The sequence below is a fragment of the Sphingomonas pokkalii genome, assembly GCF_003096275.1.
GTDB classification, from domain to species: domain Bacteria; phylum Pseudomonadota; class Alphaproteobacteria; order Sphingomonadales; family Sphingomonadaceae; genus Sphingomonas; species Sphingomonas pokkalii.
Genome location: NZ_QENQ01000001.1, coordinates 3,686,540 through 3,711,632 on the forward strand (window position 1 = coordinate 3,686,540; position 25,093 = coordinate 3,711,632).

24 protein-coding genes are annotated in these 25,093 nt (G+C 67.5%); 9 read left to right on the forward strand and 15 right to left on the reverse strand.

Going from position 1 to position 25,093, the window contains the following annotated elements:
• Positions 1–42: 42 nt before the first annotated feature.
• Genes DD559_RS17000 through DD559_RS17040 form a run of 9 tightly spaced genes read right to left on the reverse strand, consistent with a single transcriptional unit; the run spans position 43 to position 9,020 of the window.
• Positions 43–1,479 carry an NAD-dependent succinate-semialdehyde dehydrogenase gene (locus tag DD559_RS17000; RefSeq protein WP_165831129.1) on the reverse strand — a complete coding sequence of 479 codons (1,437 nt, stop codon included), beginning with the start codon at positions 1,477–1,479 and terminating at the stop codon, positions 43–45.
• Positions 1,480–1,512: 33 nt separating this feature from the next.
• On the reverse strand, positions 1,513–2,067 hold the full coding sequence (locus DD559_RS17005) for a cytochrome b (protein WP_206364533.1): 555 nt from the start codon (positions 2,065–2,067) through the stop codon (positions 1,513–1,515).
• Positions 2,068–2,081: 14 nt separating this feature from the next.
• A complete protein-coding gene (locus DD559_RS17010) occupies positions 2,082–2,840 on the reverse strand; it encodes an SDR family NAD(P)-dependent oxidoreductase (RefSeq protein ID WP_116470219.1) in 759 nt (252 codons plus the stop codon).
• Positions 2,837–4,402, reverse strand: coding sequence for an acetolactate synthase large subunit (locus tag DD559_RS17015; RefSeq protein WP_116470220.1), 1,566 nt, complete (start codon positions 4,400–4,402; stop codon positions 2,837–2,839). Before DD559_RS17015 ends, DD559_RS17010 begins: the two co-directional genes overlap by 4 nt.
• Before the next feature lie 13 nt (positions 4,403–4,415).
• Positions 4,416–5,333 (reverse strand): alpha/beta fold hydrolase, encoded by a 918-nt coding sequence (locus DD559_RS17020; RefSeq protein WP_116470221.1) that lies wholly within the window; start codon positions 5,331–5,333, stop codon positions 4,416–4,418.
• Positions 5,333–5,941, reverse strand: coding sequence for an amino acid synthesis family protein (locus DD559_RS17025; RefSeq protein ID WP_116470222.1), 609 nt, complete (start codon positions 5,939–5,941; stop codon positions 5,333–5,335). The genes DD559_RS17020 and DD559_RS17025 overlap by 1 nt, the downstream gene beginning before the upstream one ends.
• Before the next feature lie 33 nt (positions 5,942–5,974).
• Positions 5,975–6,454 (reverse strand): VOC family protein, encoded by a 480-nt coding sequence (locus DD559_RS17030; RefSeq protein WP_116470223.1) that lies wholly within the window; start codon positions 6,452–6,454, stop codon positions 5,975–5,977.
• Complete coding sequence (locus DD559_RS17035) at positions 6,441–7,478, reverse strand: YCF48-related protein (protein ID WP_116470996.1); 1,038 nt, start codon at positions 7,476–7,478, stop codon at positions 6,441–6,443. The genes DD559_RS17030 and DD559_RS17035 overlap by 14 nt, the downstream gene beginning before the upstream one ends.
• Before the next feature lie 33 nt (positions 7,479–7,511).
• Positions 7,512–9,020 (reverse strand): aldehyde dehydrogenase family protein, encoded by a 1,509-nt coding sequence (locus tag DD559_RS17040; protein WP_116470224.1) that lies wholly within the window; start codon positions 9,018–9,020, stop codon positions 7,512–7,514.
• Between the two features lie 199 nt (positions 9,021–9,219).
• Between DD559_RS17040 and DD559_RS17045 the strand changes: the two genes are divergently transcribed.
• Both DD559_RS17045 and DD559_RS17050 read left to right on the forward strand, forming a co-directional pair.
• Positions 9,220–10,056, forward strand: a complete 837-nt coding sequence (locus DD559_RS17045; protein WP_116470225.1) for a 2-keto-4-pentenoate hydratase — start codon at positions 9,220–9,222, stop codon at positions 10,054–10,056.
• On the forward strand, positions 10,053–10,856 hold the full coding sequence (locus tag DD559_RS17050; RefSeq protein ID WP_116470226.1) for an SDR family NAD(P)-dependent oxidoreductase: 804 nt from the start codon (positions 10,053–10,055) through the stop codon (positions 10,854–10,856). Before DD559_RS17045 ends, DD559_RS17050 begins: the two co-directional genes overlap by 4 nt.
• Before the next feature lie 42 nt (positions 10,857–10,898).
• Here the strand turns inward: DD559_RS17050 and DD559_RS17055 are convergent, their stop codons facing one another.
• Both DD559_RS17055 and DD559_RS17060 read right to left on the reverse strand, forming a co-directional pair.
• A complete protein-coding gene (locus DD559_RS17055; RefSeq protein WP_116470227.1) occupies positions 10,899–11,420 on the reverse strand; it encodes an NAD(P)H-dependent oxidoreductase in 522 nt (173 codons plus the stop codon).
• A 62-nt stretch (positions 11,421–11,482) separates the two neighbouring features.
• Complete coding sequence (locus DD559_RS17060) at positions 11,483–13,750, reverse strand: TonB-dependent receptor (protein WP_240610315.1); 2,268 nt, start codon at positions 13,748–13,750, stop codon at positions 11,483–11,485.
• A 329-nt stretch (positions 13,751–14,079) separates the two neighbouring features.
• Here DD559_RS17060 and DD559_RS17065 point away from each other — a divergent pair, with 329 nt between their 5' ends.
• Positions 14,080–15,294, forward strand: a complete 1,215-nt coding sequence (locus DD559_RS17065) for an acyl-CoA dehydrogenase family protein (protein ID WP_240610316.1) — start codon at positions 14,080–14,082, stop codon at positions 15,292–15,294.
• 49 nt (positions 15,295–15,343) lie between these two features.
• On the opposite strand, the gene DD559_RS17070 is transcribed toward DD559_RS17065, so the two are convergent.
• Positions 15,344–16,252: a LysR family transcriptional regulator gene (locus DD559_RS17070; protein ID WP_240610317.1), complete on the reverse strand. Its 909-nt coding sequence runs from the start codon at positions 16,250–16,252 to the stop codon at positions 15,344–15,346.
• A 242-nt stretch (positions 16,253–16,494) separates the two neighbouring features.
• On the opposite strand from DD559_RS17070, the gene DD559_RS17075 reads away from it, so the two are divergent.
• Positions 16,495–17,859 (forward strand): aminotransferase, encoded by a 1,365-nt coding sequence (locus DD559_RS17075; protein WP_116470229.1) that lies wholly within the window; start codon positions 16,495–16,497, stop codon positions 17,857–17,859.
• Between the two features lie 51 nt (positions 17,860–17,910).
• Complete coding sequence (locus tag DD559_RS17080; RefSeq protein ID WP_116470230.1) at positions 17,911–19,083, forward strand: MFS transporter; 1,173 nt, start codon at positions 17,911–17,913, stop codon at positions 19,081–19,083.
• 85 nt (positions 19,084–19,168) lie between these two features.
• Here DD559_RS17080 and DD559_RS17085 read toward each other — a convergent pair whose 3' ends face one another.
• A complete protein-coding gene (locus DD559_RS17085; RefSeq protein ID WP_116470231.1) occupies positions 19,169–20,080 on the reverse strand; it encodes a fumarylacetoacetate hydrolase family protein in 912 nt (303 codons plus the stop codon).
• Between the two features lie 116 nt (positions 20,081–20,196).
• On the opposite strand from DD559_RS17085, the gene DD559_RS20200 reads away from it, so the two are divergent.
• Positions 20,197–20,856 (forward strand): MarR family winged helix-turn-helix transcriptional regulator, encoded by a 660-nt coding sequence (locus DD559_RS20200; RefSeq protein WP_240610318.1) that lies wholly within the window; start codon positions 20,197–20,199, stop codon positions 20,854–20,856.
• Complete coding sequence (locus DD559_RS17095) at positions 20,853–21,269, forward strand: acyl-CoA thioesterase (RefSeq protein WP_116470232.1); 417 nt, start codon at positions 20,853–20,855, stop codon at positions 21,267–21,269. Before DD559_RS20200 ends, DD559_RS17095 begins: the two co-directional genes overlap by 4 nt.
• Here the strand turns inward: DD559_RS17095 and DD559_RS17100 are convergent.
• Complete coding sequence (locus DD559_RS17100) at positions 21,266–22,393, reverse strand: cupin domain-containing protein (protein ID WP_116470233.1); 1,128 nt, start codon at positions 22,391–22,393, stop codon at positions 21,266–21,268. The genes DD559_RS17095 and DD559_RS17100 overlap by 4 nt on opposite strands.
• A gap of 97 nt (positions 22,394–22,490) precedes the next feature.
• Between DD559_RS17100 and DD559_RS17105 the strand changes: the two genes are divergently transcribed.
• Together DD559_RS17105 and DD559_RS17110 are read left to right on the forward strand one after the other, a co-directional pair.
• The gene (locus DD559_RS17105; protein WP_116470234.1) at positions 22,491–23,495 is read left to right on the forward strand and encodes a carbon-nitrogen hydrolase family protein; all 1,005 of its coding nucleotides are present in this window, start codon (positions 22,491–22,493) and stop codon (positions 23,493–23,495) included.
• A gap of 17 nt (positions 23,496–23,512) precedes the next feature.
• Positions 23,513–24,268, forward strand: coding sequence for a maleate cis-trans isomerase family protein (locus DD559_RS17110; protein ID WP_116470235.1), 756 nt, complete (start codon positions 23,513–23,515; stop codon positions 24,266–24,268).
• Positions 24,269–24,432: 164 nt separating this feature from the next.
• On the opposite strand, the gene DD559_RS17115 is transcribed toward DD559_RS17110, so the two are convergent.
• On the reverse strand, positions 24,433–24,975 hold the full coding sequence (locus DD559_RS17115) for a YybH family protein (RefSeq protein WP_116470236.1): 543 nt from the start codon (positions 24,973–24,975) through the stop codon (positions 24,433–24,435).
• Positions 24,976–25,093: the final 118 nt, after the last annotated feature.

Consider the following 25,093-nt stretch of genomic DNA (forward strand, 5'->3'; position numbering starts at 1 on the left):
GCCCCGCAGTGTGGCTGCGGGGCACTGCCCGTCGCGTTCGGATCAGCCGTCGATGCCGCCGAACAGCGCGTATTTGATCTCCATATAGTCGGCGAGGCCGTGCAGCGAGCCTTCGCGGCCCTGGCCGGACTGCTTGATGCCGCCGAACGGCGCGACCTCGCTGGAGAGGCGGCCTTCGTTGACCGCCACCATGCCATATTCCAGCGCCTCCATCATCCGCCATGCCCGCGCCTGGCTGGCGGTGAACAGATAGGCGGCAAGGCCATAGGGCGTATCGTTGGCGAGGCGGATGGCCTCGGCTTCGTCGGCGAAGCGGAGGATCGGGGCCACCGGGCCGAAGATCTCGCCCTGCGCCAGCGCCATGTCGGGCCGGACCCCGTCGAGGATCGTCGGCGCGACGAAGCTGTCCGACAGCGCATCGGGCAGCGGCGCGCGGGCGGCGAGCCGGGCGCCTTCGGCGAGCGCGCCGTCGATCAGCGCCTGCACCCGCCGCGCGGCCGCGGGATCGATCAGGGGACCGATCTGCGTGTCCGCCGCGCAGCCTGCGCCGACCCGGAACTGCTCGACGCGCGCGGCCAGCTTCGCGACGAATGCATCGTGCACGTCCGCATGGACCAGGATGCGGTTGGCGCAGACGCAGGTCTGGCCGGCATTGCGGAACTTGGCTTCGATCAGCGCCTGCACCGCCCGATCGAGATCGGCATCGTCCATCACGACGAAGGGCGCGTTGCCGCCGAGTTCGAGGCTCAGCCGCAGCACCTGATCCGCCGCCTGCGCCATCAGGATCTTGCCGACGCGGGTGGAGCCGGTGAAGCTGAGCTTGCGCACCAGGGGGTGGGTGCAGAACAGCCGCCCGATCGCCACCGGATCGTTGCTGGGGGTGACGCGGAACAGGCCTTCCGGCACGCCGGCGTCGCGCGCGAGTTGCTCCAGGGCGAGTGCGGAGAGCGGCGTCGCCTCGGCCGGCTTGGCGACCATCGAGCAGCCGGCGGCGAGCGCGGGGGCGACCTTGCGCGCGATCATCGCCAGCGGGAAGTTCCACGGCGTGATCGCCACGCAGGTGCCGACCGGCTGGCGGATCGTCAGCACGCGGCGATCGGCGGCGAAGGTCGGGATCACTTCGCCGTACGCGCGCTTGCCCTCTTCGGCGAACCATTCGACATAGGCGGCGGCATAGGCGACCTCGCCCATCGCCTCAGCCAGCGGCTTGCCGCATTCGGCGGTGATCAGCGCGGCGAGATCGGCCTGGGCGGCGAGGATGCGGTCGTGCCAGGCGCGCAACACCAGCGCGCGGTCCTTGGCGGTGCGCCGCGCCCAGGCGGGGCGGACGCGGTCCGCCTCGACGATCGCCGCCGCCACCTCGGCTTCGGTCCAGGCGCGGACTCCGGCGATCCGCGCCCCGGTGGCGGGATCGTGGACGGCGAGCGCATCGTCGGAATCGTCGAGCGTGGCGCGGATCTGCGCGAGCATTGCAAGCATGGCGAACCTCGTTCTGAAGGAAAGTGCGGCGCCTCAGAACATCCGGGGCAGCACGTCGTTGTCGCGATCGGAATCGAAATAGCGGTGCTTGATCACCCCGGCGACGTGCAGCACGACGCAGCCGAGCAGCGTATAGGCCAGCACCATGTGCAGCCAGTCGAACACCGCAAAGGCGGCGTCGTTCTTCGGCAACAGTTCGGGCACTTCCAGCCCGAAGAACGGCACGCCGTCGCTCTGGGTGAAGCTGCTCGACATCGCATAGCCCATCATCGGCACGACCAGCGCCAGCACGTACATCGCGACATGGACGATATGCGCGGCGTGGCGCTCCCACGGCTTCAGCCCGGCGGGCGGCGCCGGCCGGACGCTGCGCCAGCGGATGCCGAGCTGGACAAGCACCAGCAGCCAGACAAGGACGCCGAACTGCTTGTGATTGGGATACATCCAGGTGAACTTGGCGGCGACGGTGTCCGGCAGCCAGGTCATCGTGATGCCGAGCGCAAGCAGGCCGAGGATCAGCACCGCCCGGATCCAGTGCAACGCACGCATCGCGAACGAATAGCGGCGAACCAAAGGGGATTCAGGCATGGGGTCGGGATCCTTCAGAGATACACGCCGCGCGAATAGCCGCCGTCGAGGGCGATCGACTCGCCGGTGATCGACTGCCCGGTCTCGCCCGCCAGCACCAGCACCAGCCGGCCGATTTCCCGCGGATCGATCAGCCGCCGCGTGGGGATGCGGCCCAGGAACTCGGCCTCGATCACCGCCGGCTCGGTATCGCGCTCGTGCGCCATCTCGGCGAACAATTCGGTCAGGTGCGGGCTGGCGACGATGCCCGGATGCACGGCATTGACCGTGATGCCCTCGGGCGCCAGCTGGTCGGACAGCGTCTTGGTGAAATGGCTGACCGCGGCGTTGCGCAGGCCGCTCAGCGTGTCCGACGAGCGTCCGGTCAGGCCGCCGATATTGACGATCCGGCCACCGCCCTGGCGCCGCATCACGGCCACCACTGCCTGGAGATAGCGCAGATAGCCGCCGACCTTGACGTCGAGATCGGCGATCAGCGCGGCGACGTCCACCGTCTCGATCGCGCCGCCGATCGGCGTGCTGCTGGCGGCGGCGTTGACGAGCAGGTCGATCCGCCCGTGCCGCGCCACGATGGTCGCGACCAGCGCGGCGATGGTGGCGGGATCGGTCGCATCCGAGGTCAGCGCCTCGGCGCCGATGCGCGCGGCCACGGCTTCGAGCGGGCCGGCACGGCGGGCGGTGAGCACCACCTGCCAGCCGGCGCCGATCAGCTGCTCGGCGACGGCGGGGGCGATGCCGCCGCTGCCGCCAGTGACGAGAGCGACGCCGCTCATGGCAGCTCGACCGCGATCAGCATCGGACCGTCGGTGGCGAGCCCCTGGTCGATCGCGGCACCGAGATCGTCCAGCGTCTCCACCCGACGCGCGGGCACGCCATAGGCGGTGGCGAGGGCGACCCAGTCGGTCCTGGGATCGTCGAGCACGGTCATGCCCGCGATCGCCGCGTGCGCGAGATCGGCACCGGCGCGGCGCAGCTCGGTCTGGAGGATGCCGTAGCGATGGTTGGCGGCGATCAGCATCGTGATCGGCAGCTTCTCGTGCGCCATCGTCCACAGCGCCTGCACGGTATATTGCGCCGAGCCGTCCGACTGGAGCGAGACGATGCGGCGGCCCGGCGCGGCCAGCGCGGCACCAAGCGCGCAGGGCAGTCCCTGGCCGATCGCGCCGCCGGTATTGGTCATCACCCGGTGCCGGCGGGCGCGGTGCGCCTCGCGCAGCCACGGGCCGCCCAGCGTCGAGCCTTCGAGCGAGATGATCGCATCCTCGGGCAGGCGCGGGAGCAGCGCCTGCACCACCGCCTCGGCGTTCAGCGTCGTGGCGGGATCGGGCAGCGCAGGCAGCGGCGGGAGATCACCCGCAGGCAGATCGGCGAGCGCCTCTGCCAGCGCGGACAGGGCGGCGATACCGTCCTCGTCCGGCTCCGACAGCGAGAGGAGGCGATCGTCGGGGACGAGGCGGCTGGGATAGCCTTCATAGCCGAAATAGCTGATCGGCGCACGGGCGCCGGCGAGGATGACGAGCGACTCGCCCATCTGGCGCAGTACGTCGTCGGGGAAATAGGCCTGGCGCTCGACGCGGGGCAGCGTGCCGCCCAGCGTGACGATCGCCGGATAGGGCTCCATCAGCAGCCGTGCGCCGACGCGGCGTGCCACTTCGGCGGCGGCGGCGATGCCGGCCTCGGTCAGCGTGTCGCCGCCGAGCAGCAGGATCGGCGCGTCGCTCTCCCGCAGACGCGCCGCGACGGCGGCGATCCGCGCGGCGGGCACGCGCTCGGGCAGCGGATCGCCGGGATCGGCCGGTTCGGCGGCGTGCGCGGGTGCGTCCATCACATCGGTGGGCACGATCAGCGTGCTGATCGCACCGGGCGCGGTGCGGGCGTCGTTGAGCGCGCCGGAGACTTCCTCCTCGATCGCGTCCACCGAGTCGAGATAGCGCACCGATACCGATACCGGCGACGCCAGCGAGCGGATGTCGCTGGTCAGCGGCGCGTCATAGGGCAGATGCCACTGGGCATGGTCGCCGATCAGGTTGACGATGCGCGAATGCGCGCGCCGGGCATTGTGCAGGTTGGCGATGCCGTTGGCGAAGCCCGGCCCCAGGTGCAGCAGCGTCAGCGCCACCTCGCGCGATACCCGCGAATAGCCGTCTGCCGCGCCCGTCGCCACGCCTTCGAACAGGCAGAGCACCACCCGCATTTCGGGCACGTCGGCCATGGCGCGGACCAGGGTGAGTTCGGTCGTGCCGGGATTGGCGAAGCAGATGCGCGCGCCGCCGGCCCGCACCGTCTTCAGCAGCGCCACCGCGCCATTGGTGGTCGTGTCGGCCGGTTCGGTCATGGCTGGGAGTTCCTCAGAAGGGTGCGGCCGTTGCGGTGGCGACGCCGCACAAAAAGCCCTGGACAAGCGCGTGGAAGGTCGCGGGCTGATCGTCGTGCGCGTAATGGCTGGCATCGGCGATGGTGACGTGGCGGAAGCGCGGATTGCGCCGCTCCATCTCCGTCACCACTTGCGCCGGGCAGAAATCGGATTTCGCGCCGCGGATGACCAGCGACGGGGTGCGGATCGCCTCGACCACCGGCCAGAGATCGACGACGCGCGCCGGATCGGGGGCGAGGCGGGTGCGCGCGATGCCGGCGGCGTCGTAGCGCCAGCGGATCCGTCCGGCGCCGTCTTCGCACAGGCTTTCGGCCAGCCGCTGCTCGATCGCCGCAAGGCTCACCTGCGGCCGCGCCTTGCGCCAATAGGCGCGGGCCTCGGCCCAGTCGGCAAAGTCGAGCGGCAGCGCCGCCATCTCCGCCTTGATCCGCTCCGCACCCGCGCCGCTGACCGAGGAGCCGGGGGCGATGTCCTCAATGATCAGCGCGTGCAGCCGATCGGGGTTCTGCGCGGCATAGACATAGCTGGTGGTGCCGCCCATCGAATGGCCGAGCAGCACGAAGCGCGGCAGCGCGAGCGTGCGGACCACCGCCTCCAGATCGGCGAGATAGGCGTCAGTATAATAGTTGGCGTCCGGGTCCCAGTCGCTGTCGCCGCGACCGCGCTGGTCGATCGCGATCAGCCGATAGCCGGGCAGCGCGGCGGCAAGGGCACGCCAGGTGCCGGAGAAACCGCGCAGGCCGTGCAGCGCGACGATCGGCGGTGCCTCCCCCGCGCCCCATTCGCGCACCCGCAGGCGCAGCCCACCCGAGTCCACGAACCGGGTGCGCTCGCCGGGGAGCAGGTCCACCGGCGCGGGCGGGGCGGTATCGTCGTCGCGCTGCGTCGCCATCAGACCAGCCCGTCCTCGCCCTTGACCTCGCTGGCCTTCAGCCCGCCGAGACGCGCGTTGAGGCGGCCGCGGGTGGCGAAGGCCCAGATCACCAGCACTTCGTCGCGATTGGGCGCATCGTTGAAGCTCACGCTCACCGTGTCATAGTGCGAGCGGACATAGAGCGCGTCCTTGTGGGCGAGGGGGATGTCGAGCACCGTGCCCGGCACGCCGCGCTTGCCGGTGGAAGGCACCCAGCTCTTGCCGCCGCCCACCGCGTCGCGCACCGGATTGGCCGCCGGGTTGGTGAGCAGCGCATTGCCATGCTCATATTCGCCGTCGGTGCCGACCAGGATCGCCTTGCCATAGCTTTCGATCGCGGCCCCGCCGCTAAGTTCGTTGAGGCGGCGGCCGATCTCGACGCCGAGCGCGGGCGAGGCATCGATCCAGGCGCCGAGATCCTCGACATAGTCGCCGGCATAGGGGTTATGGATCGCAGCGGCGATGACATATTTGAACAGCGAGGCGCCGTCGGCTGCCTTGCCCATTTCGCCGGCAAGCGTTTCCTCGGCGAAGGCGAACCATTTGCGGATGTGGAACGGGCCGAAATTCGGGGCGCGGGTGGTCATGATCGTTTCTCCAGTCGGGCGACGCGCGGGGCGTCAGCCATGCAAGGGGTCGAGCGCGGTGGGATCGGCCTGGCCGCCATTTTCGCGCAGCTGGCGGATCGCCTGGCCGTCGTCATGGGCGGTGCGCTGCAGGAGCACCTCCAGCATATGGCCGTCGGGATCGTAGAAATAGATGCCGGTCGACACGCCGTGATCGAGGATCTCGGCGATGCGCACCTCGTTGGCGAGCAGATGCGCATAGGCGCGCTGCAGATCCGCCATTGTCTCGCCGGCGAGCTGGAGGCCGACATGCTCGAACTCCTTGCCCTGGGTCGCGCCCTCGGGCGCGGGGAACAGCGCGATGTCGTGATCGCTCACCCCGAAGGTGAGGAAGATGCCGCCCTTGTACGGGCCCTCCTTCACGCGCGCGCTGATCTCCATGCCCAGCACCTTGCCGTACCAGGCGGCCGAGGCCTCGGGATCGGTGACGTAGAGGACGATGTGCGCGATGCGCTTTACCTCAATGGGTTTCATGCGGCAGCTCCATGTCGACCGGGGTGGCGGGCAGCCAGGCCATGCCGGTGATCTCGCTGAATTCGCGCGGCTGCTTGGCCCAATGGCGGCCACCATCCTCGCTCAGGAAGAAATGGCCGAACTTGGTGCCCGCCATCAACAGCGTCGGATCGGCGGGGTTGGCGCCGAACGCCCAGAGGCAGGAATTGGGCTGGGCATCCAGCGTCGTCGGCGTCCAGCTGGCGCCGCGATCGGTGGAGAGCAGCACTTGCGCCGTGGTGCCGGGGGTGCCGTCGCCGATGCCGATCGCGATCTCGTCGTCGCTGCCCGGCTTCTTCAGCAGCACGCGGGCATAGCGCAGGCCCCAGCTTTCCTTGGCATGTGCGCGCGTCCAGGTCGCGCCGCCATCCTCGGAGCGGTAGAGCGCCGTCACCACCAGCACGAGCACGGTGTTCGGCCCCTGGTCCTTGCCGGGCAGGATGACGATGTCGTGGATGTCCGAATTGCCCGGATGGCTGGGCCAGGCCTCGTCGAGCCGGGTCCAGCTGTCGCCGCCGTCGCGGGTGCGGAACAGGCCGCCTTCCTCGACGCCGACCCACACGTCCTGCGGATCGCTGGGATCGACGGCGATGGCGAGCATCCGCGGACGGCTGACCCCGGCGCAGCGCTCGGGCATCAGCAGCGTGGTCTGCTGCCAGGTGACGCCGCCGTCGCGGCTGCGGAAAAAGGCCGAGCGGGTGGGCGAGCCGGTGCCGGCATAAAGGATGTTTGGATCGCTGTCCGACACCGCCAGCTTCCACACCGCATAGTCGTTCAGCGCGCAATCGACGCGGTGCCAATGGGCGCCGCAATCCTCGCTGCGGAACAGGCCGCGCTCGCTGCCGGCCCAGACCGCCTTGGGATTGCGCGGATCGACCAGCAGGCAGCGCACGCAATCGTCATATTCCAGGTCCTGGCCGATGTTCAGCCGATACCATTTCGCCCCGCCATCATGGCTGCGCATGATCGCCTGGCCGTCGGTGGATACCAAAAGGGTTCTCTGCATGCTCTTGTCCACTTGATGATAACGGGGCGGGGCTCAGCTCAGATTGACCCACACGCTCTTGGTTTCGCTGTAGAGTTCCATCGATGCGCGGCCATGTTCGCGGCCCCAGCCCGATTGCTTGAAGCCGCCGAACGGCGTCGCCGGATCGACCATGTTGAAGCAGTTGACCCAGACCGTGCCGGCCTTGATCGCCTCGGCCAGCCGGTGCGCCTGCTTGATGTCGTTGGTCCAGATGCCGGCGGAGAGGCCGAAATCGCTGTCGTTCGCCTGGCGGACCAGCTCCTCCGGGTCGGTCCAGCGCAGCGCGGAGAGCACCGGGCCGAAGATTTCCTCGCGCACCACCCGCATGTCCGGGCCGGCATCGGCAAGGATGGTCGGCTGGAAGAAATAGCCATCGGGCTGGTCGGCCGGACGCTGCCCGCCGATCATCAGCCGCGCGCCTTCCGCCTGGCCGATCTCGACATAGCTGCGCACCACGTCGAACTGTTCCTGCGAGATCAGCGGGCCGAAGGTGGTGGCGTTGTCGAGCCCGTTGCCGATGCGCAGCTGCGCGGCCTGGGCGGCAACGCGCTCGAGCAGCTCGTCGGCGATGCTGGCATGGGCATAGAGGCGCGAGCCTGCGGTGCAGGTCTGGCCCTGGTTGAAGAAGATGCCCGCCGCGATCGAGGCGGCGGCGGCATCGAGATCGGCATCGGCCAGCACCACCTGGGGCGACTTGCCGCCCAGTTCCAGGCTGACCTTCTTGAGGTTGCCCGCCGCGCCGCGGACGATCGCCTTGCCGACCGCGGTCGAGCCGGTGAAGCCGATCTTGTCGACGCCCGGATGCTCCACCAGCGCCGCGCCGGCTTCGCCGAAGCCGGGAACGACGTTGATCACGCCGGCCGGGAAACCGGCCTCCAGCGCCAGCTCGCCGAGGCGCAGCGCGGTAAGCGGGGTCTGTTCGGCGGGCTTCAGGATCACGCAGCAGCCCGCAGCCACGGCGGGCGCGATCTTCCACGCCGCCATCGACATCGGATAGTTCCACGGCACGATCAGGCCGGCGACGCCCACCGGCTCGCGCGTGGTGTAGTTGAGGATGCGCGCGCCGCTGCGCGGCGACACCGGCAGCGTCTCGCCGCCGAACTTGGTCGGCCAGCCGGCGAAATAGCGGAACCACTTGATCGATCCCTCGATCTCCACCGCGCGGGTGAACAGCCAGGGCTTGCCGTTGTCGAGGCATTCGAGCACCGCCAGCTCGTCGGCATGGCGTTCGATCAGATCGGCGAGGCGATAGAGCAGCAGGCCGCGATCATTGGCGCTCATCCGCCGCCAGGCCGGATTCTCGAAGGCGCGGCGCGCGGCGGCGACGGCCAGGTCGATATCGGCGGCATTGCCGCGCGCGACCTGCGCCAATTCCTGCCCGGTCGCCGGATTGAGCGTGGCGAAGGTCTCGCCCGAGACCGAGGGAACGCGCTTGCCGTCGATCAGCAGGCCGAGCGGCGCCGCGGCCAGTTCGCGCTGCAGTCGTTCGGCCACCTCATACGCGTTCACCTGCGCGGTCATGCCTTCTTCTCCTTCACCTGTCGGCGTTGCCGCCATGGCGCGCCGGGCGCGCCCTTGGGTAGCGACAGCATGCCCCCACCGTTCGAGTCGGATAAGGAATAACGCGGTGATCCAAACGAAACAATGAAAATGTTTGGAGAGCTACTGTTGCGTTAGGGCGACAATTTTGCGATGGCGTTCTCCGCAAGCAGGAGGCTCTATGGATCGCTTTGCCTTGTCCGACGCGACATCTCCCCGGATCTACGATGATGCCCGGCTGACGGCCGCATTGGTGGCGGCGCATCGCGGCGGCGTGGCGGTCGAGCCGCCTACCGAAGCCTTGTCGCTGGCGCGGGGCTATGCGGTGCAGGCGCGGGTCTTCGCCGAACGGCACGCGCCGCTGGCCGGCTACAAGCTCGCGGCGACCAGCCCGGGCGGGCGGACCGCGCTGGGCGTCGATGCGCCGCTGGTCGGGCTGGTGAACGCAACGGAAGTGATCCATGGCGGGGCCGTGCCGTCGACGCCGCGCCCGCTCTATGCCGAAGCGGAGCTGGTGCTGCGGATCGGCATCGATCTGCCGCCTGCGCGCGATTCCGGGGCGCCCGCGCTGCTCGGCAGCCTTGCCGACGCCATCGATGCGGTGTTCGCGGGCATCGAACTCTGCTCCAGCCGCTTCGCCGATGACGATGTCGCCGCAGGTGCGCTGGTGGCGGACAATTGCCTGCTCCATGCGCTGGTGCTGGGTGATCGGCTGAGCGATCGCTGGGAGGCGCGGCTCGCGGCCTGCCCGGTGAGGTTGTGGCAGGGCACGGCATCGTCGGCGGAAGGTTCCACGGCGCTCGCCTATGGCCATCCGCTGAAGGCGCTGGCGTGGCTCGCCGCCTGGCTGGGTGAGCAGGGGCGCGGGTTCCGCGCCGGCGATCTGGTCGCCACCGGCAGCGCCACCGGGATCACGCCCGTCACCCAGTCTGCGCCGATCGCCGCGCGTTTCGGCGATTTCGGTGGCGTGCAGGCGCATATCGGTTTTCAAGACAAGGACGAGGGAGAAGCGAAATGACTCTGGAGCTGGGCCTGGCGGGCAAGGTCGCCATCATCACCGGCGGCGGCGTCGGCATCGGCAAGGAAACCGCGCGCAAGATGGCGGCGGCGGGCGCGAAGGTGGTGATCGCCGCGCGTACCGCAACGACGCTGGAGGCCGCCGCGGCCCAACTCCGCGCCGAAACCGGCGGCACCGTGCTCGCCGTGCCGACCGACACCACCAGCATGGAATCGGTGCAGGCGTTGATCGACCGTACCGTCGCCGAATTCGGCGCGATCCACATCCTGGTCAATTGCGCGGCGGCGCCGGGCGGTCTGGTGCGCAACGCGATCGAGGAGGCGGACGAGGCCAATCTGCTGCTCGATCTCAACACCAAGCTGTTCGGCTATTTCCGCACCGCCAAGGCCTGCGCGCCGCACATGCGCAAGGCCGGCTGGGGCCGGATCGTCAATGTCGGCGGCCTCACCGCCCGCTGCACCGAGGCGCTGAGCGGTATGCGCAACGCGGCGCTGGTGCATTTCACCAAGACGCTGTCGGACGAGCTGGGCCGCGACGGCATCACCGTCAACATCGTCCATCCGGGCGTTACCCGCACCGAGCATATCGAGCAGTGGTTTGCCGAAATGGCCGCCGAAGAGGGCACGACCTTCGAGGCGATCGTCGAGCGCGAGGCGGCGGCGCCGGCGGCGGTGAAGCGGATGCTGGAGGCGCATGAGGTGGCCGATCCGATCGTGTTCCTCGCCAGCAACCTGGGCAGCGGCATCACCGGCGAATCGATCGCGGTCGATGGCGGGCTGTCGCGCGCGGTCTATCTGTGACGCTTGGGGGATGTCGGCGCGGCGCCGGCATCCCCGGCGGCTTCAGGCGGGGAGCGCGAGCGACGCGGTGAACTGCGCAAGCGCGCCGTCGAGCAGCGCGGCGGTGCGGGGCGCAAAGCCCGTTTCCTGCCAATCGGCATCGGTCACCACGATCGACTGGACGATGTGGCGCGCACCCATCGATTGCAGCACCGGGCGCAGCGCGTAATCGAGCGCCAGCACATGCGCGAGCCCGCCGGCGGTGGCCAGCGGGAACACCACCTTGTCGGTCAGCCCGAACTGCGGCAGCACGTCGAGCGCGAGCTTGACCAGTCCCGCGAACGAGGCCTTGTAGATCGGCGTTGCGACGAGGATGCCGTCGGCGCCTGCCACCGCCGCGGCGAGGCGGGTGGCGCTTGGCCCCTGGACGTCGCAGCGGGCGAGTTCGGCCGGATCGAGATCGCCAAGGAGCAGGCATTCGGTTGTAGCACCCGTCGCCGCCAGCCGGTCTAGGACATGGCGGGCGAGGCGATTGGTGCGCGAACCGTCCGAAGTGCCGCCGGCCAGCGCGAGGATCTTGGGCATTCTCTGCTCCTTTGGCGGTCCCCCGCCGTCGCCGGCAGGATCCGGCGACGGCGAGAGTCCGGTCAATATTTCCAGCCGATGCTGCCGCCGATCCAGCGCGGCCGGGCATAGGTCGCCTGCGCCGATCCCAGCGAGCCGCTATTGTCGAGGTCGTAGACGCGGTAGCGGCGATCGGTCAGGTTGTTGACGAAGCCCGCCACCGTCACGCGGCCCTGCGTGTAGCTGATCCGCGCATTGCCGACGACGCGGCTGCGCTCATAGTCGATCGGCGCGTTGAACGTGGAGAAATAGGAGCCGCCGTCATAGCGCCAGTCGGTGTCGAGCGACACCTGGCCGCGCGCCACGGCGAAGCTGTAGCCGGCGTTCCAGCCGACGCTCCACTTCGGCGCCTGCGGCATCACCCGCTCGGCGATGCGGCCCGAGGGCAGCGCGACGTTGCTGATCTTGGTGTCGAGATAGGTGACGAACGCCCCCAGCCGCAGCCCGTCGATCGGGCGCGCGCTCACTTCGAATTCGGCACCCGAGACCTTGGCCGGCAGGTTAGTGATCACCGCGGTCAGGCCCTGAATGATGAAGGCCTGGTAATTGTCGTAATCATAGTGGAACACCGCGCCGGACAGGTCGACCCGCCGATCGAGCACCGAGACCTTGAAGCCGCTTTCGTAGCTGGTGAGCACTTCCTGGCGATAGGGAATGCTTTCGACGATGTAGCGGGCGTTGGCGTCCTGGATCAGGAAATTGGGGATGTCGAACCCGCCGCTCTTGGTGCCGCGGTTGACCGAGGCGTAGAACAGCACATCGGCGGCGGGGCGGAATTCGACACCGGCCTTGCCCGACCAGTTGCGGTAATATTGCACGGCCAGCGGGTTGTTGTCGGGATTGAAGGTGACGTCGACGCCGTTCAGCGCGACCACCCCGGTCGCATAGCCGTAATTGCCGACCACCGAGTGGCTGTACCAGTCGCTCTTGCGATCCCAGCTGTAGCGCGCGCCGAGCGTGAGGGTGATCTTCGGCGTCAGCTTATAGTCGAGCTGGCCGAACGGCGCGAAGGACTGGGTGTGCTGCGGCCCGCCCGCGCGCAGCCGCCCTTCCAGGAAGCCGGGAATCTGTCCGTCGATCGTCGCATGGGCATCGGCATCGACATAGAGGCCGTACAGACCGGCGACCCAGTTCCAGCGATCATATTTGCCGGTCAGCCGCAGCTCCTGCGACACCTGCCATTGTTTCTGGTCCTGGTAATAGTTGAAGACGTTGAACGGCGTCATGTCGCTGTCTTCGCCGTAATGCTTGGTCACCCGCTGATAGTCGCTGATCGAGGTGAAATCGACATGGTCGCTCAGCGGCTGTTCGTAGCGCGCCGTCGCGCTCCAGAAGGTGCGGCGGAACAGCGGCACGTTGTTGACCGACTGGGTGAAGGGATCGTTGCCGGGGTTGCTATAGCCGAGATTGTCGGTCTGGCCGGGGGCGGGGACGCCGAGCCCGTCGGCATCCGTCTTCGCCGCCAGCCACGAATAGGGGGCGCTGGTCTCGCTGCGGTTCTGCAGATATTGTAGCTTGAGGCGGAACAGCCCGGCATCGCCGACGTCGCTCTCGATCTGGAGACGGCCGGCCAGGAAATGGCGGCTGCCGATATCGGCGCCGATCCGGTTCTTGACGTAGCCGCCATAATCGTCGCTGCTGACCGAGAGGCGGGCACGGACGCGGTCGCTCAGCGGGCCGCTGACGAACGCGTCGGTGCCGACCTCGCCATAGGAACCGAAGGTGACGGTGGCGCCTGCGTGGAGATCGCGCGTCGGCTTGGCGGTGATATACTGCACCAGGCCGCCGGTGGCGTTGCGGCCGAACAGCGTGCCCTGCGGCCCGCGCAGCACCTCGATCCGTTCGAGATCGAAATTCTGGCCGCTGATCGCCGAGAGCGCCGCGCCATAGACTTCATCATTGTAGAAGGCGATCGGTGCCTCCTGGCTGTCGGCAAAGTCGTTCTGCGAGACGCCGCGGATGTTGAACGACACCGTGGTCGGGCTGAACTGCTGCACCTGGAAGCTGGGGACGTGGTTGACCAGCGCGGTCACGTCCTGATGGCCGACCGCCTTGAGGCCCTCGCCGCCGATCGCCGAAATGGCGAGCGGCACGTCGCGCAGGCTCTGCTGGCGCTTCTGTGCGGTCACGACGATTTCAGTGTCCGCCGGGGCGGTCTTCGGGGCCGCCAGCGCCTCCGAAGGGGGGGCGGCGCTATCCGTCTGGGCATGCGCCGTCATGGCCATGGTGGCGGCGAGCAGCGACACTGCGCCGCGCAACCCGGCCCTGGTGCGACTAAACTGATTGGACATATCTCTCCCCACTTCAAAGCTACGCCACCGCCAGCGCGCGGTACCGGTTCCTGCTGCGGACCCTCTGTTTACCCAGAGGCAATTATCATCGTTATGAGGTACGCATTGTTGCGAATGTTCAAAAGCAATGCAATGGGCAATTTTGATGATTTCGGCCATTGCGCCGAATATGCCATACTCGCCTATGTTCCATATAAAATGGTGTAAAAACAGTAGTATGGCCAAAATTTTCATGGTGCACGTATGCAACAATGACGAATATTTGACGGTCACTGTGCCGATATGGCAACATGCGCACAGCCATTAGAGCGACTCGCAGGAGAAGATGGATGACGGTCTCCGCCACGATGGAGGATCTTGCGCATATGCCCTCCGACACACTGACCAGGCAGCTCCTCGAGCGCGCGGCCGCGATGGTGCCGATGCTGCAGGAGCGCGAAGCCGAAGCCCGCCAGGCCGGGCAAGTGAGTGCCGAGGTGATCCAGGCGTTCACCGACGCCGGCTTCTTCCGGGTGCTCCAGCCCAAACGCTATGGCGGCTACGAACTGCCGCCCTCGGTCTATGCCGCGATCTGCCGCACGCTGGCGAAGGGCTGCATGGGCAGCGCCTGGGTCTACGGCGTGGTCGCCGTCCACAACTGGCAGCTGGCGCTGTTCGACGATCGCGCCGCGCAGGACGTGTGGGGCGAGGACGACAGCGTCCGCATCAGCTCCTCCTATATGCCGGTCGGCAAGGTCGAGCGGGTGGAGGGCGGCTATCGGCTGAGCGGGCGCTGGGCGTTTTCCAGCGGTTCGGCGCATTGTTCCTGGGTGATCCTGGGCGCCAACCTGCCGCGGGCGGACGGGACCCCCGGCGCCGAGCCCTATAATTTCCTGGTGCCGCGCGCCGATTATGAGATCCTGACGACCTGGAACGTGATGGGATTGCAGGCGAGCGGCAGCAACGACATCGTCGTCGAGGATGCGTTCGTGCCCGAGCACCGGGTGATCCGCGAGTTCGACATGTTCCGCATCGATTGTCCCGGCCATGCCGTGAACAAGGCGGCGCTATACCGCATCCCCTTCGCGCAGATCTTCAACCGCACCGTCTCGACCAGCTCGCTCGGGGCGCTGCAACGCGCGCTCGACGCGTTCGTCCAGGCGACGCGCGAGAAGCGGGCGACCTATACCGGCGCGCGCCTGGCGGGGGACAGCACCATCCAGGAAGCGGTGGCGGACGTGACGATGACGCTCGACGATCTCGATCTGCGGCTGCAGCGCGATCTCGACGAACTGATGGTCCGCGCCGAGGCGAACGACTGGCCGATCGAGCGTCGGGCCGAGCTTGGCGCCTCGACGACGTCGATGGTCAGCCGCTGCGTCACCGCCGTCGACAAGCTGATGCTGTTCAGCGGCGGCAAGGCGATCTATCGTGGCCATGTCGTGCAGAACGCGTTCCTCGACATCCACACGGCGCGCGCGCATGTCGCGAACAATCCCTATCCCTATGTCCGCAATCTGGGCGCGATGGCGTTCGGTGCACCGAACGACTGTTTCGACCTTTGAATCACGCCGCGCCGGTGCCGCTCCCGGCGCCGGCGCGGCTGGTGGGCGATCAATAGGCGCTGGCGAGCGCCATGCCGGCTGCCGCGGCATCGGGCGCGCCATCGCGCAGTTCCGCCGTCAGGAAATCGACAAAGGCGCGGACCTTGGCCATCGAATAATTGCCCTTGGGGAACATCAGGTAGAGCGGGATCGTCTCGGTGACGATGTCCGGCAGCAGCACTTCCAGCCGGCCGCGCTCGATATCGTCCGAAACCAGGAAGCGCGGCAGATAGCTGACGCCGAGATTCTCCAGCGAAGCTTCCCGCGCCATCCGCACCGAGTTGGAGGCGAGCGGGCCGCGGTTCACCTGCACCGTCACATCCGCCGAAAGCCGCCATTCGCCGAGTTGCGACAGGTGCGTTTCGAAGATGCAGGCATGTTCCTTCAGGTCATGCGCGCTCGACGGCCGGCCGCGATCCTCAAGATAGGCGGGCGAAGCGACCAGCACCATCGGATATTCGCGCAGCAGCATCGAATCGAGGTTCGAATCATAGGGCGCGCCGATCCAGAAGGCGACGTCGAACCGGCCCTTCAGCAGATCGGCGCGGCTGTCCGACAGATTCAGGAACAGGCGAATGTCGGTATAGGCCTTCAGGAAGCGCGGGATGATCTTGGTGAGATCGAACAGCGAGGAGACGACCGGGGCATTGACCTTCAGCTCGCCGCGCGGACGCTGCTGCATTCCGGTCATCACCCGGTTCACTTCGTTCACTTCCTCGACGATGCGCGCGCAGCGGGCGTACATCTCCCGTCCCGCCGGAGTGAGCGAGACGGTGCGGGTGTTGCGTTCGAGCAGCTTCATGCCGACACTGGCTTCCAGCCGCGAAATCTGCCGGCTCACCGCCGCCTTCGAATAGCCGAGCGTCGCCGCCGCGGAAGAGAAGCTGCCAGCGCGCACCACCTCCGCGAAGGACATCATGGCGATTACATTGTTAATTTCCAGCTTGTCTTCCATCGGCCCACATTCTCCGCCTGTATCGGCATGTCAACGGTTTCCCATCCATTGTCCCAGCCGCAATCCGCATTTCCCCGTCCGTTTACGATTGACAACAATGAATCAATAAGTAGGTTTACTGTTGCATCGATGGAAAACTCCGGCGCGCGTTTCGAACCGCTTCCACGGGTTTTCCGCTCCCGTCCCCGTTTCACCAGGACAGCAGCATGACTCTCGACATCCAACTCGCCGGCCGCATCGACCAGCAGAGCCTCTTCCACCCGTTCACCGCGATCACCGATCTGAAGGCCGATGGGCCGACGGTGATCAGCTCGGGCAAGGGCGTCCGCATCACCGACATTCATGGCCAGGAATATCTCGACGGCATGGCCGGCCTGTGGTGCGTCAATCTCGGCTATGGCCGCGAGGAGATCACCGAGGCGATGGCCGAGCAGAGCCGCAAGCTCTCCTTCTTCCATGCGTTCAACGGCATGTCGATCGACGTCACGATCGAATGCGCCGAGGCGCTGCTGAAGCGCGCGCCGGTGCCGATGGCGCGGGTGTTCTTCGGCGCTTCGGGCAGCGATGCCAACGAGACGCAGGCCAAGCTGGTCTGGTATTACAACCAGCTGCGCGGCAAGCCGGAGAAGAAGAAGCTGATCTGCCGCTGGAACAGCTATCACGGCTCCGGCGTGCTGACCGCCAGCATGACCGGACTTCCGGGGATGCACGCGCCATTCCTGCTGCCGATGGGCCCGATCGTGCACACCGATGCGCCTTATTATTACCGCAAGGCGCCCGAGGGCATGAGCGAGCGTGAATTCTCGCGCCATCTCGCCCGCGAGCTCGAAGCGCTGATCGCCCGCGAGGGTGCGGATACGATCGGTGCCTTCTTCGCCGAAGCGGTGATGGGCGCCGGCGGCCTGATCCCGCCGCCGGAGGGCTATTTCGAGGAAATCGTGCCGATCCTGCGCGCCAACGACATTCTGCTGGTGATGGACGAGGTCGTCTCGGGCTATGGCCGGCTCGGCACCTATTGGGGCTCGCAGACCTATGGCCTCGAACCCGATCTGATCACCTCGGCCAAGGGCGTGACCAGCGGCTATTTCCCGATGTCGGCCTGCTTCATTTCGCCCAAGGTGTGGGACGTGATCGAGAGCAATGCCGAGCGCGCCGGGCTGTTCGGCCATGGCTACACCTATTCGGCGCATCCGGTGGGTGCGGCGGCGGCGCTGGCGGCGCTGCGGCTGATCGACGAGGACAATGTCCTCGCCAATGTCCAGGAACAGAGCGACCATCTGTTCTCGAGCCTGCGCGCGCGGCTCGGCGATCACTGGGCGGTCGGCGACATTCGCGGCAAGGGCCTGATGATCGGCGTCGAACTGGTCAAGGATCGCGCCACCAAGGAAGCCTTCCCGATGGCCAATCGCACCGGCCGCCAGGTCCTCAAGGCCGCGGCGAAGCGCAGCCTGATCACTCGCGCGCTCGGCGACACGCTGGTGTTCGCGCCGCCGCTCGTCATCAACCGCGCGGAAGTGGACGAACTGGTCGAGAAGTTCGGCGACGCCGTGGAGGCAGTGCTGCCGCGCTGATCGACGAAGGCCCGAAAAAAGATACATATGTGACGGTGGAGGGGAAAGCGCGTGGACCATGTCGTACCGATCGAAGGCCTTGTCCTCAGGGGTACCCATGGTCCCAGGCTCTCCACCGCCGGCCTGATCAGCGCGATCGCGATCGGTTTCGTCGGCGCGCTGTTCATCTTCATCACGCCGCCGATGCTGGCGCTGATGGGCGAGGGCGCGCGGCTCAGTGACAGCCAGATCGGCTATGTTGCGGCCTGGGACATCAACGCCACGGCGGCGGCGATCGGCGGCAGCACCTTTCTGCTGCTGCGCTGGAACTGGCGCCGCGCGGTCGGGCTGGCGCTGGCGCTGATCGCGCTCGGCAATGCTGCGACCGCCTTCGCCTGGAGCTATCCGCTGATGGCCGCGGCGCGCTGCGTCGCCGGGCTGGGCGAGGGGCTGGCGATCGGCTTCGCCTTCGCCGCACTCGGCCGCGCGCGCAATCCGGATCGCGCCTTCGCCCTGTACCTCATCGTCGGGGCGCTGCTCGGCGCGGCGCTGCTCTACATCCTGCCGCTGGTGCAGGGCCATGTTTCGCCGCGGCTGTTGTTCCTCTGCAATGTCGGGCTGACCCTGCTGGTGGCGCTCGGCATTCCGGCCTTCCCGAACGGACGGCGCTACGAAGACGATCTGCCGGACGACGGCAGGCTCGATCGGCGCCTGGCGCTGGCGGCGCTGTGCGCGGTGTTCCTGATCTTCTTCGCGATCGGCGCGGTGTGGAGCTATGCCGAGCGGATCGGCGCGGCAAGCAGCCTCGATCCCGCCGCCATCGCGCGCGGGCTTTCGGCGGGGACGCTGGCCGGCGTGCTCGGCGCGGCGCTGGCCGGCATCCTGCCCCAGCGCCTGAGCCGGCTGGCGCCGCTGCTTCTCGCCGCCGGCTGCATCATCCTCGGTTTCCAGCTGCTCGATGGTAAGGTCGGCAGCGCGGTCTATCTTGCCGCGATCGTGCTGATCCTGTTCGGCTGGAATCTCGCCCAGCCGCTGCTTTCGGGCATGTGCAGCGATGCCGATTCGGGTGGCCGGGTGGTGTGCCTGATGGGATCGATCCAGACCTTCGGCATGGGGCTCGGCCCGGCGCTGGCCGCGCCGATGGTGGCCAGCGGATCCTTTGCCGGCCCGATCTGGATGGCGAGCATCGCCACGATCGCCGGCCTCGCCCTGGCGGCGACCGGGGCGCTGCTGCGCAAGGCCTGATCGCGGCGCTACCCCCCGCGTCCGAAGACAAAAAAAAGGAGCCACCCGAAGGTGGCTCCTTTTCGGTGCCTGGTGGCGGGCCGTGTCAGGCGGCGACCACCGGATGTCGCAGCGTGCCGATCCCTTCCACCGTGGCGATGATCGTGTCGCCGGGCCACACCCATTCCTGCGGCGTCCGCCCCGCGCCGACGCCTTCGGGCGTGCCGGTGGCGATGATGTCGCCGGGTTCCAGCGTGATGCCCTGCGAGATGTCGGCGATCAGTTCATCGACCTTGAACAGCATGTGGCTGGTGTTCGAACGCTGTTTCTCGACGCCGTTCACCGTCAGCCACAGGTCCAGCGTCTGCGGATCGGGCAGTTCGTCGGCGGTGACGATCACCGGTCCCATCGGCGCATAGCTGTCCTGACCCTTGGAATAGATCCACTGGCCGGCGCGGCGGCAGTCGCGCGCGCTCATGTCGATCAGGACCGTGTAGCCGAAGACGTGTGCCAGCGCCCGCTCGCGCGCCACGCGCCTGGCGCGGGTGCCGATCACCGCGGCGAGTTCGACTTCCCAGTCGAGCTGCTGGGTTATCGCTGCGTCGTGCAGGATCGGTGCGTCCGGGCCGATCACGCTGGTCGGCGGCTTGGAGAAGATCACCGGCTGGCGGGGCAGGTCGGGCGAGGTGTCCAGCGCCGCCGCGCTTTCGGCGACATGATCGATATAGTTCAGCCCGATGCCGAAGATGTTCTTCCGTGGCCGCGGGATCGGCGCAAGCAGCGTTACGTTCGCCAGCGGTGTGGCAAGCCCCACCGGCTGCGCATCGCCCAGCGCGTCGAGCAGCGCGGTGGCGTGGCGGACCGCGTCTGGCCCCAGATCGATGAAGTCCAGCATCGTCGAAGGCAGCGCCGCACCGGCGGATTGGCCGAGCCGCTCGATATCGACGATCCGGTCGTCGACCACTGCGCCCAGGCGGGCGGCCGCCTCCACGGTCGAGCGATAGGTGGCGAGACGCATGTGATCTTCTCCTTGGCTTTGCTGTCGATGGGGCAGGGTGGTGCCGTCGTCGCGGCCGTGCCCTTGCCAACTCTCCTATAGATAGTTTAAGCCTAAAGCAATTGGAGGATGGATCGATGGGCCTGCCATTGTGGGTGCCGGAGGCGCGGCGCGCGCCGGCGATCAGGGGGTACGGCTTCGGTCTTTGCGCCGGTCGCGCTGCGCCTTATGCGGGGGCGGCAGGCCGCGCCGGTGGCTCGAACGCCGGCCGGTATCATGCGTCGCCGCGCAGCAGGGGGCATCGATCGGTGAGTGAGAATATCCGCGAGAAACATGATGGCGCGCTCGCCGGCAGGCTCGATGTGCGGGTGCTGTTGCGTCTGCTCAGCTGCTCGATGACGATCGAGAAGCGGCTGCGCCGCCGCTTCGCCGATCAGTTCGCCACCACGCTGCCGCGCTTCGACGTGCTCGCTGCGCTCGATCGCCACGCCGACGGCCTGACGCTGGGCGAACTGTCGCGCGCGCTGCTCGTCTCGAACGGCAATGTGACGATGATGATCCGCCAGCTGGAGGGTGACGGCCTGATCGCGACCCGGTCGACGCCCGAGGATCGTCGCCGCACCGTCGCGGTGCTGACCGATGCCGGGCGGGCGCATTTCGCCGAACTGGCGGCGGCGCACCATGCGTGGATCGGCAAGATGTTCTCCGGCATGTCGGAGCGCGACCTGACCGCGCTCTACGACCTGCTGGCCGCGCTCAAGCTTTCGATCGGCGCCGATGAAGAGGAGCAGAAGTGACGTTCGTTTCCACCCAGCAGGTGCGTTTCGCCCATGTCGATCCGGCGGGCATCGTCTTCTACCCGCGCTACTTCGAGATGCTGAACGCGGCGGTGGAGGATTATTTCGAAACCGCCATCGGCGTGAGCTTTGCGGAGATGCATCGCGCGCGCCGGCTGGGCGTGCCGACGGTCAAGCTCGAGGTCGATTTCCGGACGCCGAGCCGGCTGGGCGAGCGGCTCGATTTCGCGCTCGCGGTGGACCAGGTCGGCCGCAGTTCCGCGCATCTGCGCTGCACGGTGCGCTGCGGCGAGGTCGAGCGATTCGTTGCGCGGGTGGTACTGGTCTGCATGGACCTGGATGCGTCGGCGTCGGTCCCCTGGCCCGAAGACCTCCGCCCACGGGTGGATGCTCAGGCCCGCGTGGCAACCTAGCCGAGGATCGGCTGGTGCCCGCCATTATCGGCGAAGGCCTCTGCCCGGTATAGTCCCAGCGCCCGCATCGTCGGCAGGTCGTGGAACGAGAAGAGGCAGGCATCGTCGCGTTCGGAGAGATTGGCGTGTTCGTGCCACATCCAGGCCGGCACGACGAAGATGTCGCGTTCCTTCCAGTCGAGCCGCTTGCCGCCGATGATCGAATAGCCGGCGCCCTTGGCGCATTGATAGACGAAACTGCCCACCTCGCGGTGCGCGCGGGTGTGTTCGCCCGGGCGCAGCAGCTGCATCGATGCGCCGATCGTCGCCATCGGCGGGCCGCCGGTGAACGGGTTCACATAGTCCATATGGATGCCGTCATAGGGCGAGCCGTCGGTCACCGCCGCATAGCGCACCAAGGCCTCGTAGGTCGGCGCCCATTCATATTTGAGCAGCGGCGAGTAGCGCTGCGACCAGGTGGCGCCGGCGGGCTTGAGCGCCGCGTTGCCCCAGGTCGCGGTCGAATCGTCGATCGGGAAGCCTGTCGCCTGGTGCAGTTCGGGATGGACCTCGTAGAAATTCGCCTCCAGCGCATTCATCAGCGGGATGTCGAGCCCGTCCTGCCAGATGCAGACGGTGCCGTCCTCGGCCACGCCATGTTCGTGCCAGGTGCCGTTGGGGGTCAGCACGAAATCGTTGCGGCCCAGCGTCATCTTGTGGCCGTCGACATTGGTGAAGGCGCCCGATCCCTCCATGATGAATCGCAGTGCGGAGGCGGAATGGCGATGTGCCGACGCGATCTCGCCCGGGCCCATGACCTGCAGGCCGGAATAGAGCCAGCCGACCGCCGCGGTCACGTCGCGGCGGCCCGGATTGGCGAGATAGACGACGCGCCGGCCCGCTTTTTCCGGGCTGACCAGTTCGAGCGCCCGCAGCACGTGCGAACGCAGCGCATCATAGCGCCAGACCACCGGGACCGAGCTGGAGCCGGGCTCCCATGGCTCGATCTTGTTGGCGACGGTCCATAGTGCGCCGGCATGCTGGCGCTCCAGGTCGCGATAAAAGTCCCGCAGCTCTGCCGTGTCGGCGACGTTGGCGCGCCCGAGAACGTCTTCGCGATAGTCGTCGTACCTGTCCCCGGACATGCGCCTGCTCCTCTCCGACAATATGTTTCATGCTTAAAATATATTGCGTCGGGCTGTCAATCTGGGGCAAGAGGTCGCCGCATTGCGGGAGAGGCACATGCTCGATCTACCAAGCTTCAAGGCGGCGGCGGTGCAGACCGCGCCGATCTTCCTCGATCCGGACCGCACGGTCGCGAAGGCGGCATCGCTGATCCATGAGGCGGCGCGCAACGGTGCGGCGATCGTCGCCTTTCCGGAGGTGTTCGTCGCCGGCTATCCCTATTGGAGCTGGATCGCCGATCCGGTCACCTGCAGCCCCTGGTTCGAACGGCTGATCCGCGCCTCGGTGCTGGTGCCGGGGCCAGAGATCGATCAGGTCCGTGCCGCCGCGCGCGAGGCCGGCGTGCATGTCGTGATCGGGGTCAACGAACGCAGCCCGGTGTCGCTGGGCACGCTCTATAACACGATGCTGTTCATCGGTCCCGACGGTGCGATCCTCGGCAAGCATCGCAAGCTGGTGCCGACCTGGGCGGAAAAGCTCACCTGGGCGCCGGGCGACGGGTCCGGCCTCAAGGTCTATGACACGGCGATCGGCCGGCTCGGCGGGCTCGCCTGCGGCGAGAATACCAACACGCTCGCCCGTTTCGCGCTGCTCGCCCAGGGCGAGCTGTTGCACGTCGCCAGCTATATCGCGCTGCCGGTCGCCCCGGCGGATTACGACATGGCCGAGGCGATCAAGGTGCGCGCCGCCGCCCACAGTTTCGAAGGCAAGCTGTTCACGATCGTTTCCTGCTCGACCATCTCTGAGGAGATCATCGTCGCGATGGAGGCGCTGGTGCCCGATGCGCGGGCGCGGCTGGAGCGCCGCAACAGCGCCTTTTCGGGCGTGCTCGGGCCCGATGGTCGCACCGTGGGCGAACCGCTGATCGACGCGGAAGGCATCGTCTATGCCGATATCGATCTCGGTCGCTGCATCCAGCCCAAGCAGATGCACGACATCATCGGCCATTATAACCGCTTCGACATCTTCGACCTGCGGGTGAACGGAGCGGTGCAGCAGCCGGTCTCGATCACGCCGCTCGCCGCCGCCGACGACGCCGACGCCGCGGCCCCCAATCCATGACATTCCAGGAGAGCGCCATGCCCAGCCGCACCTATCGGATCGGCCAGATCGTGCCGTCGTCCAACACCACGATGGAAACCGAGATTCCCGCCATGCTCCACGCCCGCATGGGCGTGCGCCCGGAGCGGTTCACCTTCCATTCCAGCCGGATGCGGATGAAGAAGGTGGTGAAGGAAGAGCTGGAGGCGATGGACCGCGACAGCGATCGCTGCGCCCTCGAACTTTCCGACGCGCGGGTGGACGTGCTCGGCTATGCCTGCCTCGTCGCGATCATGAGCATGGGGCGCGGCTATCACCGCGTCTCGGCGGAGCGCCTCCACCAGCGCACCGTGGAGAACCAGGCGGCCGCGCCGGTGGTGACCAGCGCGGGTGCGCTGGTCGACGGCCTCAAGGTGCTCGGTGCCAAGCGCATCTCGATCATCTGCCCCTATATGAAGCCGCTGACGCGGCTGGTGGTCGATTATATCGAGCATGAAGGTATCGAGGTGCGCGATTTCATCGCGCTGGAGATCCCCGACAATCTCGACGTCGGCCGCCACGATCCGGAACGGCTGCTCGATATCTACAAGCAGGTCGATCGCACCGGTATCGATGCTTTCGTCGCCTCGGCCTGTGTGCAGATGCCGTCGCTGCCGGTGGTCCAGCGGATGCAGGATGCGGTGGGCGTGCCGGTGGTCTCCGCGGCCGTCTGCACGACGCACCAGATGCTGGACCGGCTGGGGCTGGAACGCTTCGTGCCGAACGCCGGAGCGCTGCTCGGCGGCGGCTACTGATACCAACCTGCACGGAGAAGAACCCATCCGCGTCCCCCACATCGTCACCCCGGCGAAAGCCGGGATGACGGGGAGAGGCTGGATGCGTCGGTAGCAATGCAGCCTGGTATAAGGACCGGCTACTGGGGGGACGGCGGTACCGCGCGGGCAGGGCGCGGTACGGCTCAGCCGGCGGCGCGCGAGGCGTCGTCGATGATGAAGCGCCAGCCGCCATCGGCCTGCCTGCGCACCACTTCGATGCCGCCACCGGTCAGCGTTTCCTTGCTGCCGTCGGGCTTCGGGATCGTCATCGTCCAGCGATTGGTGGTGATCGCGGTGTCGCGATAGGCGATGTGGTGGCGATCGTGCAGATCGATCACCGGCTTGGCGGCGAACATGCTTTCGAAATCGGCGCGCAGACCGGCATGGCCGATCAGCTGCTTGCCCTCCGGGTTCACATACACCGCGTCGGGCACGTAAAGATCGAGCATCGCCTCCAGGTCGGCGGCGTTGAAGCGTTCCTGCCAGGCATCGTAGAACCGGTCGAGATCGGTCACCGGTGTGATCCGCCGCCGACCCGCCGACTCCGCCGGCCCCGCCGGCAGCATGGCGCCGGCCGCGACCACGCCCGCCGCCAGCATCCCCAGAAAGGCCGATCGCGTCCACTGGCCGGGCTGCGCGTCGTCGCCGGCAACCTCGTGGTAGCGACGGCGGATGGATGCGATCATCGCGAATTCCTCACTGGCTCGAAACAACGGCCTCCGCGGTACCGGCGTCACGCCACAGGCTCAATTTCCGTTTCGGACAGCGGCCTGCCGATTTCGCAAACTGCCCGGTGATTGACAC

What these genes read in the sequence shown, in the direction of transcription:
- DD559_RS17015 (WP_116470220.1), bottom strand. Translation starts at nt 4,402, where the DNA reads ATGACCGAACCGGCCGACACGACCACCAATGGCGCGGTGGCGCTGCTG.
- DD559_RS17005 (WP_206364533.1), bottom strand. Translation starts at nt 2,067, where the DNA reads ATGCCTGAATCCCCTTTGGTTCGCCGCTATTCGTTCGCGATGCGTGCG.
- DD559_RS17075 (WP_116470229.1), top strand. Translation starts at nt 16,495, where the DNA reads ATGACTCTCGACATCCAACTCGCCGGCCGCATCGACCAGCAGAGCCTC.
- DD559_RS17110 (WP_116470235.1), top strand. Translation starts at nt 23,513, where the DNA reads ATGCCCAGCCGCACCTATCGGATCGGCCAGATCGTGCCGTCGTCCAAC.
- DD559_RS17020 (WP_116470221.1), bottom strand. Translation starts at nt 5,333, where the DNA reads ATGGCGACGCAGCGCGACGACGATACCGCCCCGCCCGCGCCGGTGGAC.
- DD559_RS17010 (WP_116470219.1), bottom strand. Translation starts at nt 2,840, where the DNA reads ATGAGCGGCGTCGCTCTCGTCACTGGCGGCAGCGGCGGCATCGCCCCC.
- DD559_RS17100 (WP_116470233.1), bottom strand. Translation starts at nt 22,393, where the DNA reads ATGTCCGGGGACAGGTACGACGACTATCGCGAAGACGTTCTCGGGCGC.
- DD559_RS17025 (WP_116470222.1), bottom strand. Translation starts at nt 5,941, where the DNA reads ATGACCACCCGCGCCCCGAATTTCGGCCCGTTCCACATCCGCAAATGG.
- DD559_RS17045 (WP_116470225.1), top strand. Translation starts at nt 9,220, where the DNA reads ATGGATCGCTTTGCCTTGTCCGACGCGACATCTCCCCGGATCTACGAT.
- DD559_RS17060 (WP_240610315.1), bottom strand. Translation starts at nt 13,750, where the DNA reads ATGTCCAATCAGTTTAGTCGCACCAGGGCCGGGTTGCGCGGCGCAGTG.
- DD559_RS17065 (WP_240610316.1), top strand. Translation starts at nt 14,080, where the DNA reads ATGACGGTCTCCGCCACGATGGAGGATCTTGCGCATATGCCCTCCGAC.
- DD559_RS17040 (WP_116470224.1), bottom strand. Translation starts at nt 9,020, where the DNA reads ATGACCGCGCAGGTGAACGCGTATGAGGTGGCCGAACGACTGCAGCGC.
- DD559_RS20200 (WP_240610318.1), top strand. Translation starts at nt 20,197, where the DNA reads ATGGGCCTGCCATTGTGGGTGCCGGAGGCGCGGCGCGCGCCGGCGATC.
- DD559_RS17085 (WP_116470231.1), bottom strand. Translation starts at nt 20,080, where the DNA reads ATGCGTCTCGCCACCTATCGCTCGACCGTGGAGGCGGCCGCCCGCCTG.
- DD559_RS17050 (WP_116470226.1), top strand. Translation starts at nt 10,053, where the DNA reads ATGACTCTGGAGCTGGGCCTGGCGGGCAAGGTCGCCATCATCACCGGC.
- DD559_RS17070 (WP_240610317.1), bottom strand. Translation starts at nt 16,252, where the DNA reads ATGATGTCCTTCGCGGAGGTGGTGCGCGCTGGCAGCTTCTCTTCCGCG.
- DD559_RS17115 (WP_116470236.1), bottom strand. Translation starts at nt 24,975, where the DNA reads ATGATCGCATCCATCCGCCGTCGCTACCACGAGGTTGCCGGCGACGAC.
- DD559_RS17000 (WP_165831129.1), bottom strand. Translation starts at nt 1,479, where the DNA reads ATGCTTGCAATGCTCGCGCAGATCCGCGCCACGCTCGACGATTCCGAC.
- DD559_RS17055 (WP_116470227.1), bottom strand. Translation starts at nt 11,420, where the DNA reads ATGCCCAAGATCCTCGCGCTGGCCGGCGGCACTTCGGACGGTTCGCGC.
- DD559_RS17105 (WP_116470234.1), top strand. Translation starts at nt 22,491, where the DNA reads ATGCTCGATCTACCAAGCTTCAAGGCGGCGGCGGTGCAGACCGCGCCG.
- DD559_RS17030 (WP_116470223.1), bottom strand. Translation starts at nt 6,454, where the DNA reads ATGAAACCCATTGAGGTAAAGCGCATCGCGCACATCGTCCTCTACGTC.
- DD559_RS17035 (WP_116470996.1), bottom strand. Translation starts at nt 7,478, where the DNA reads ATGCAGAGAACCCTTTTGGTATCCACCGACGGCCAGGCGATCATGCGC.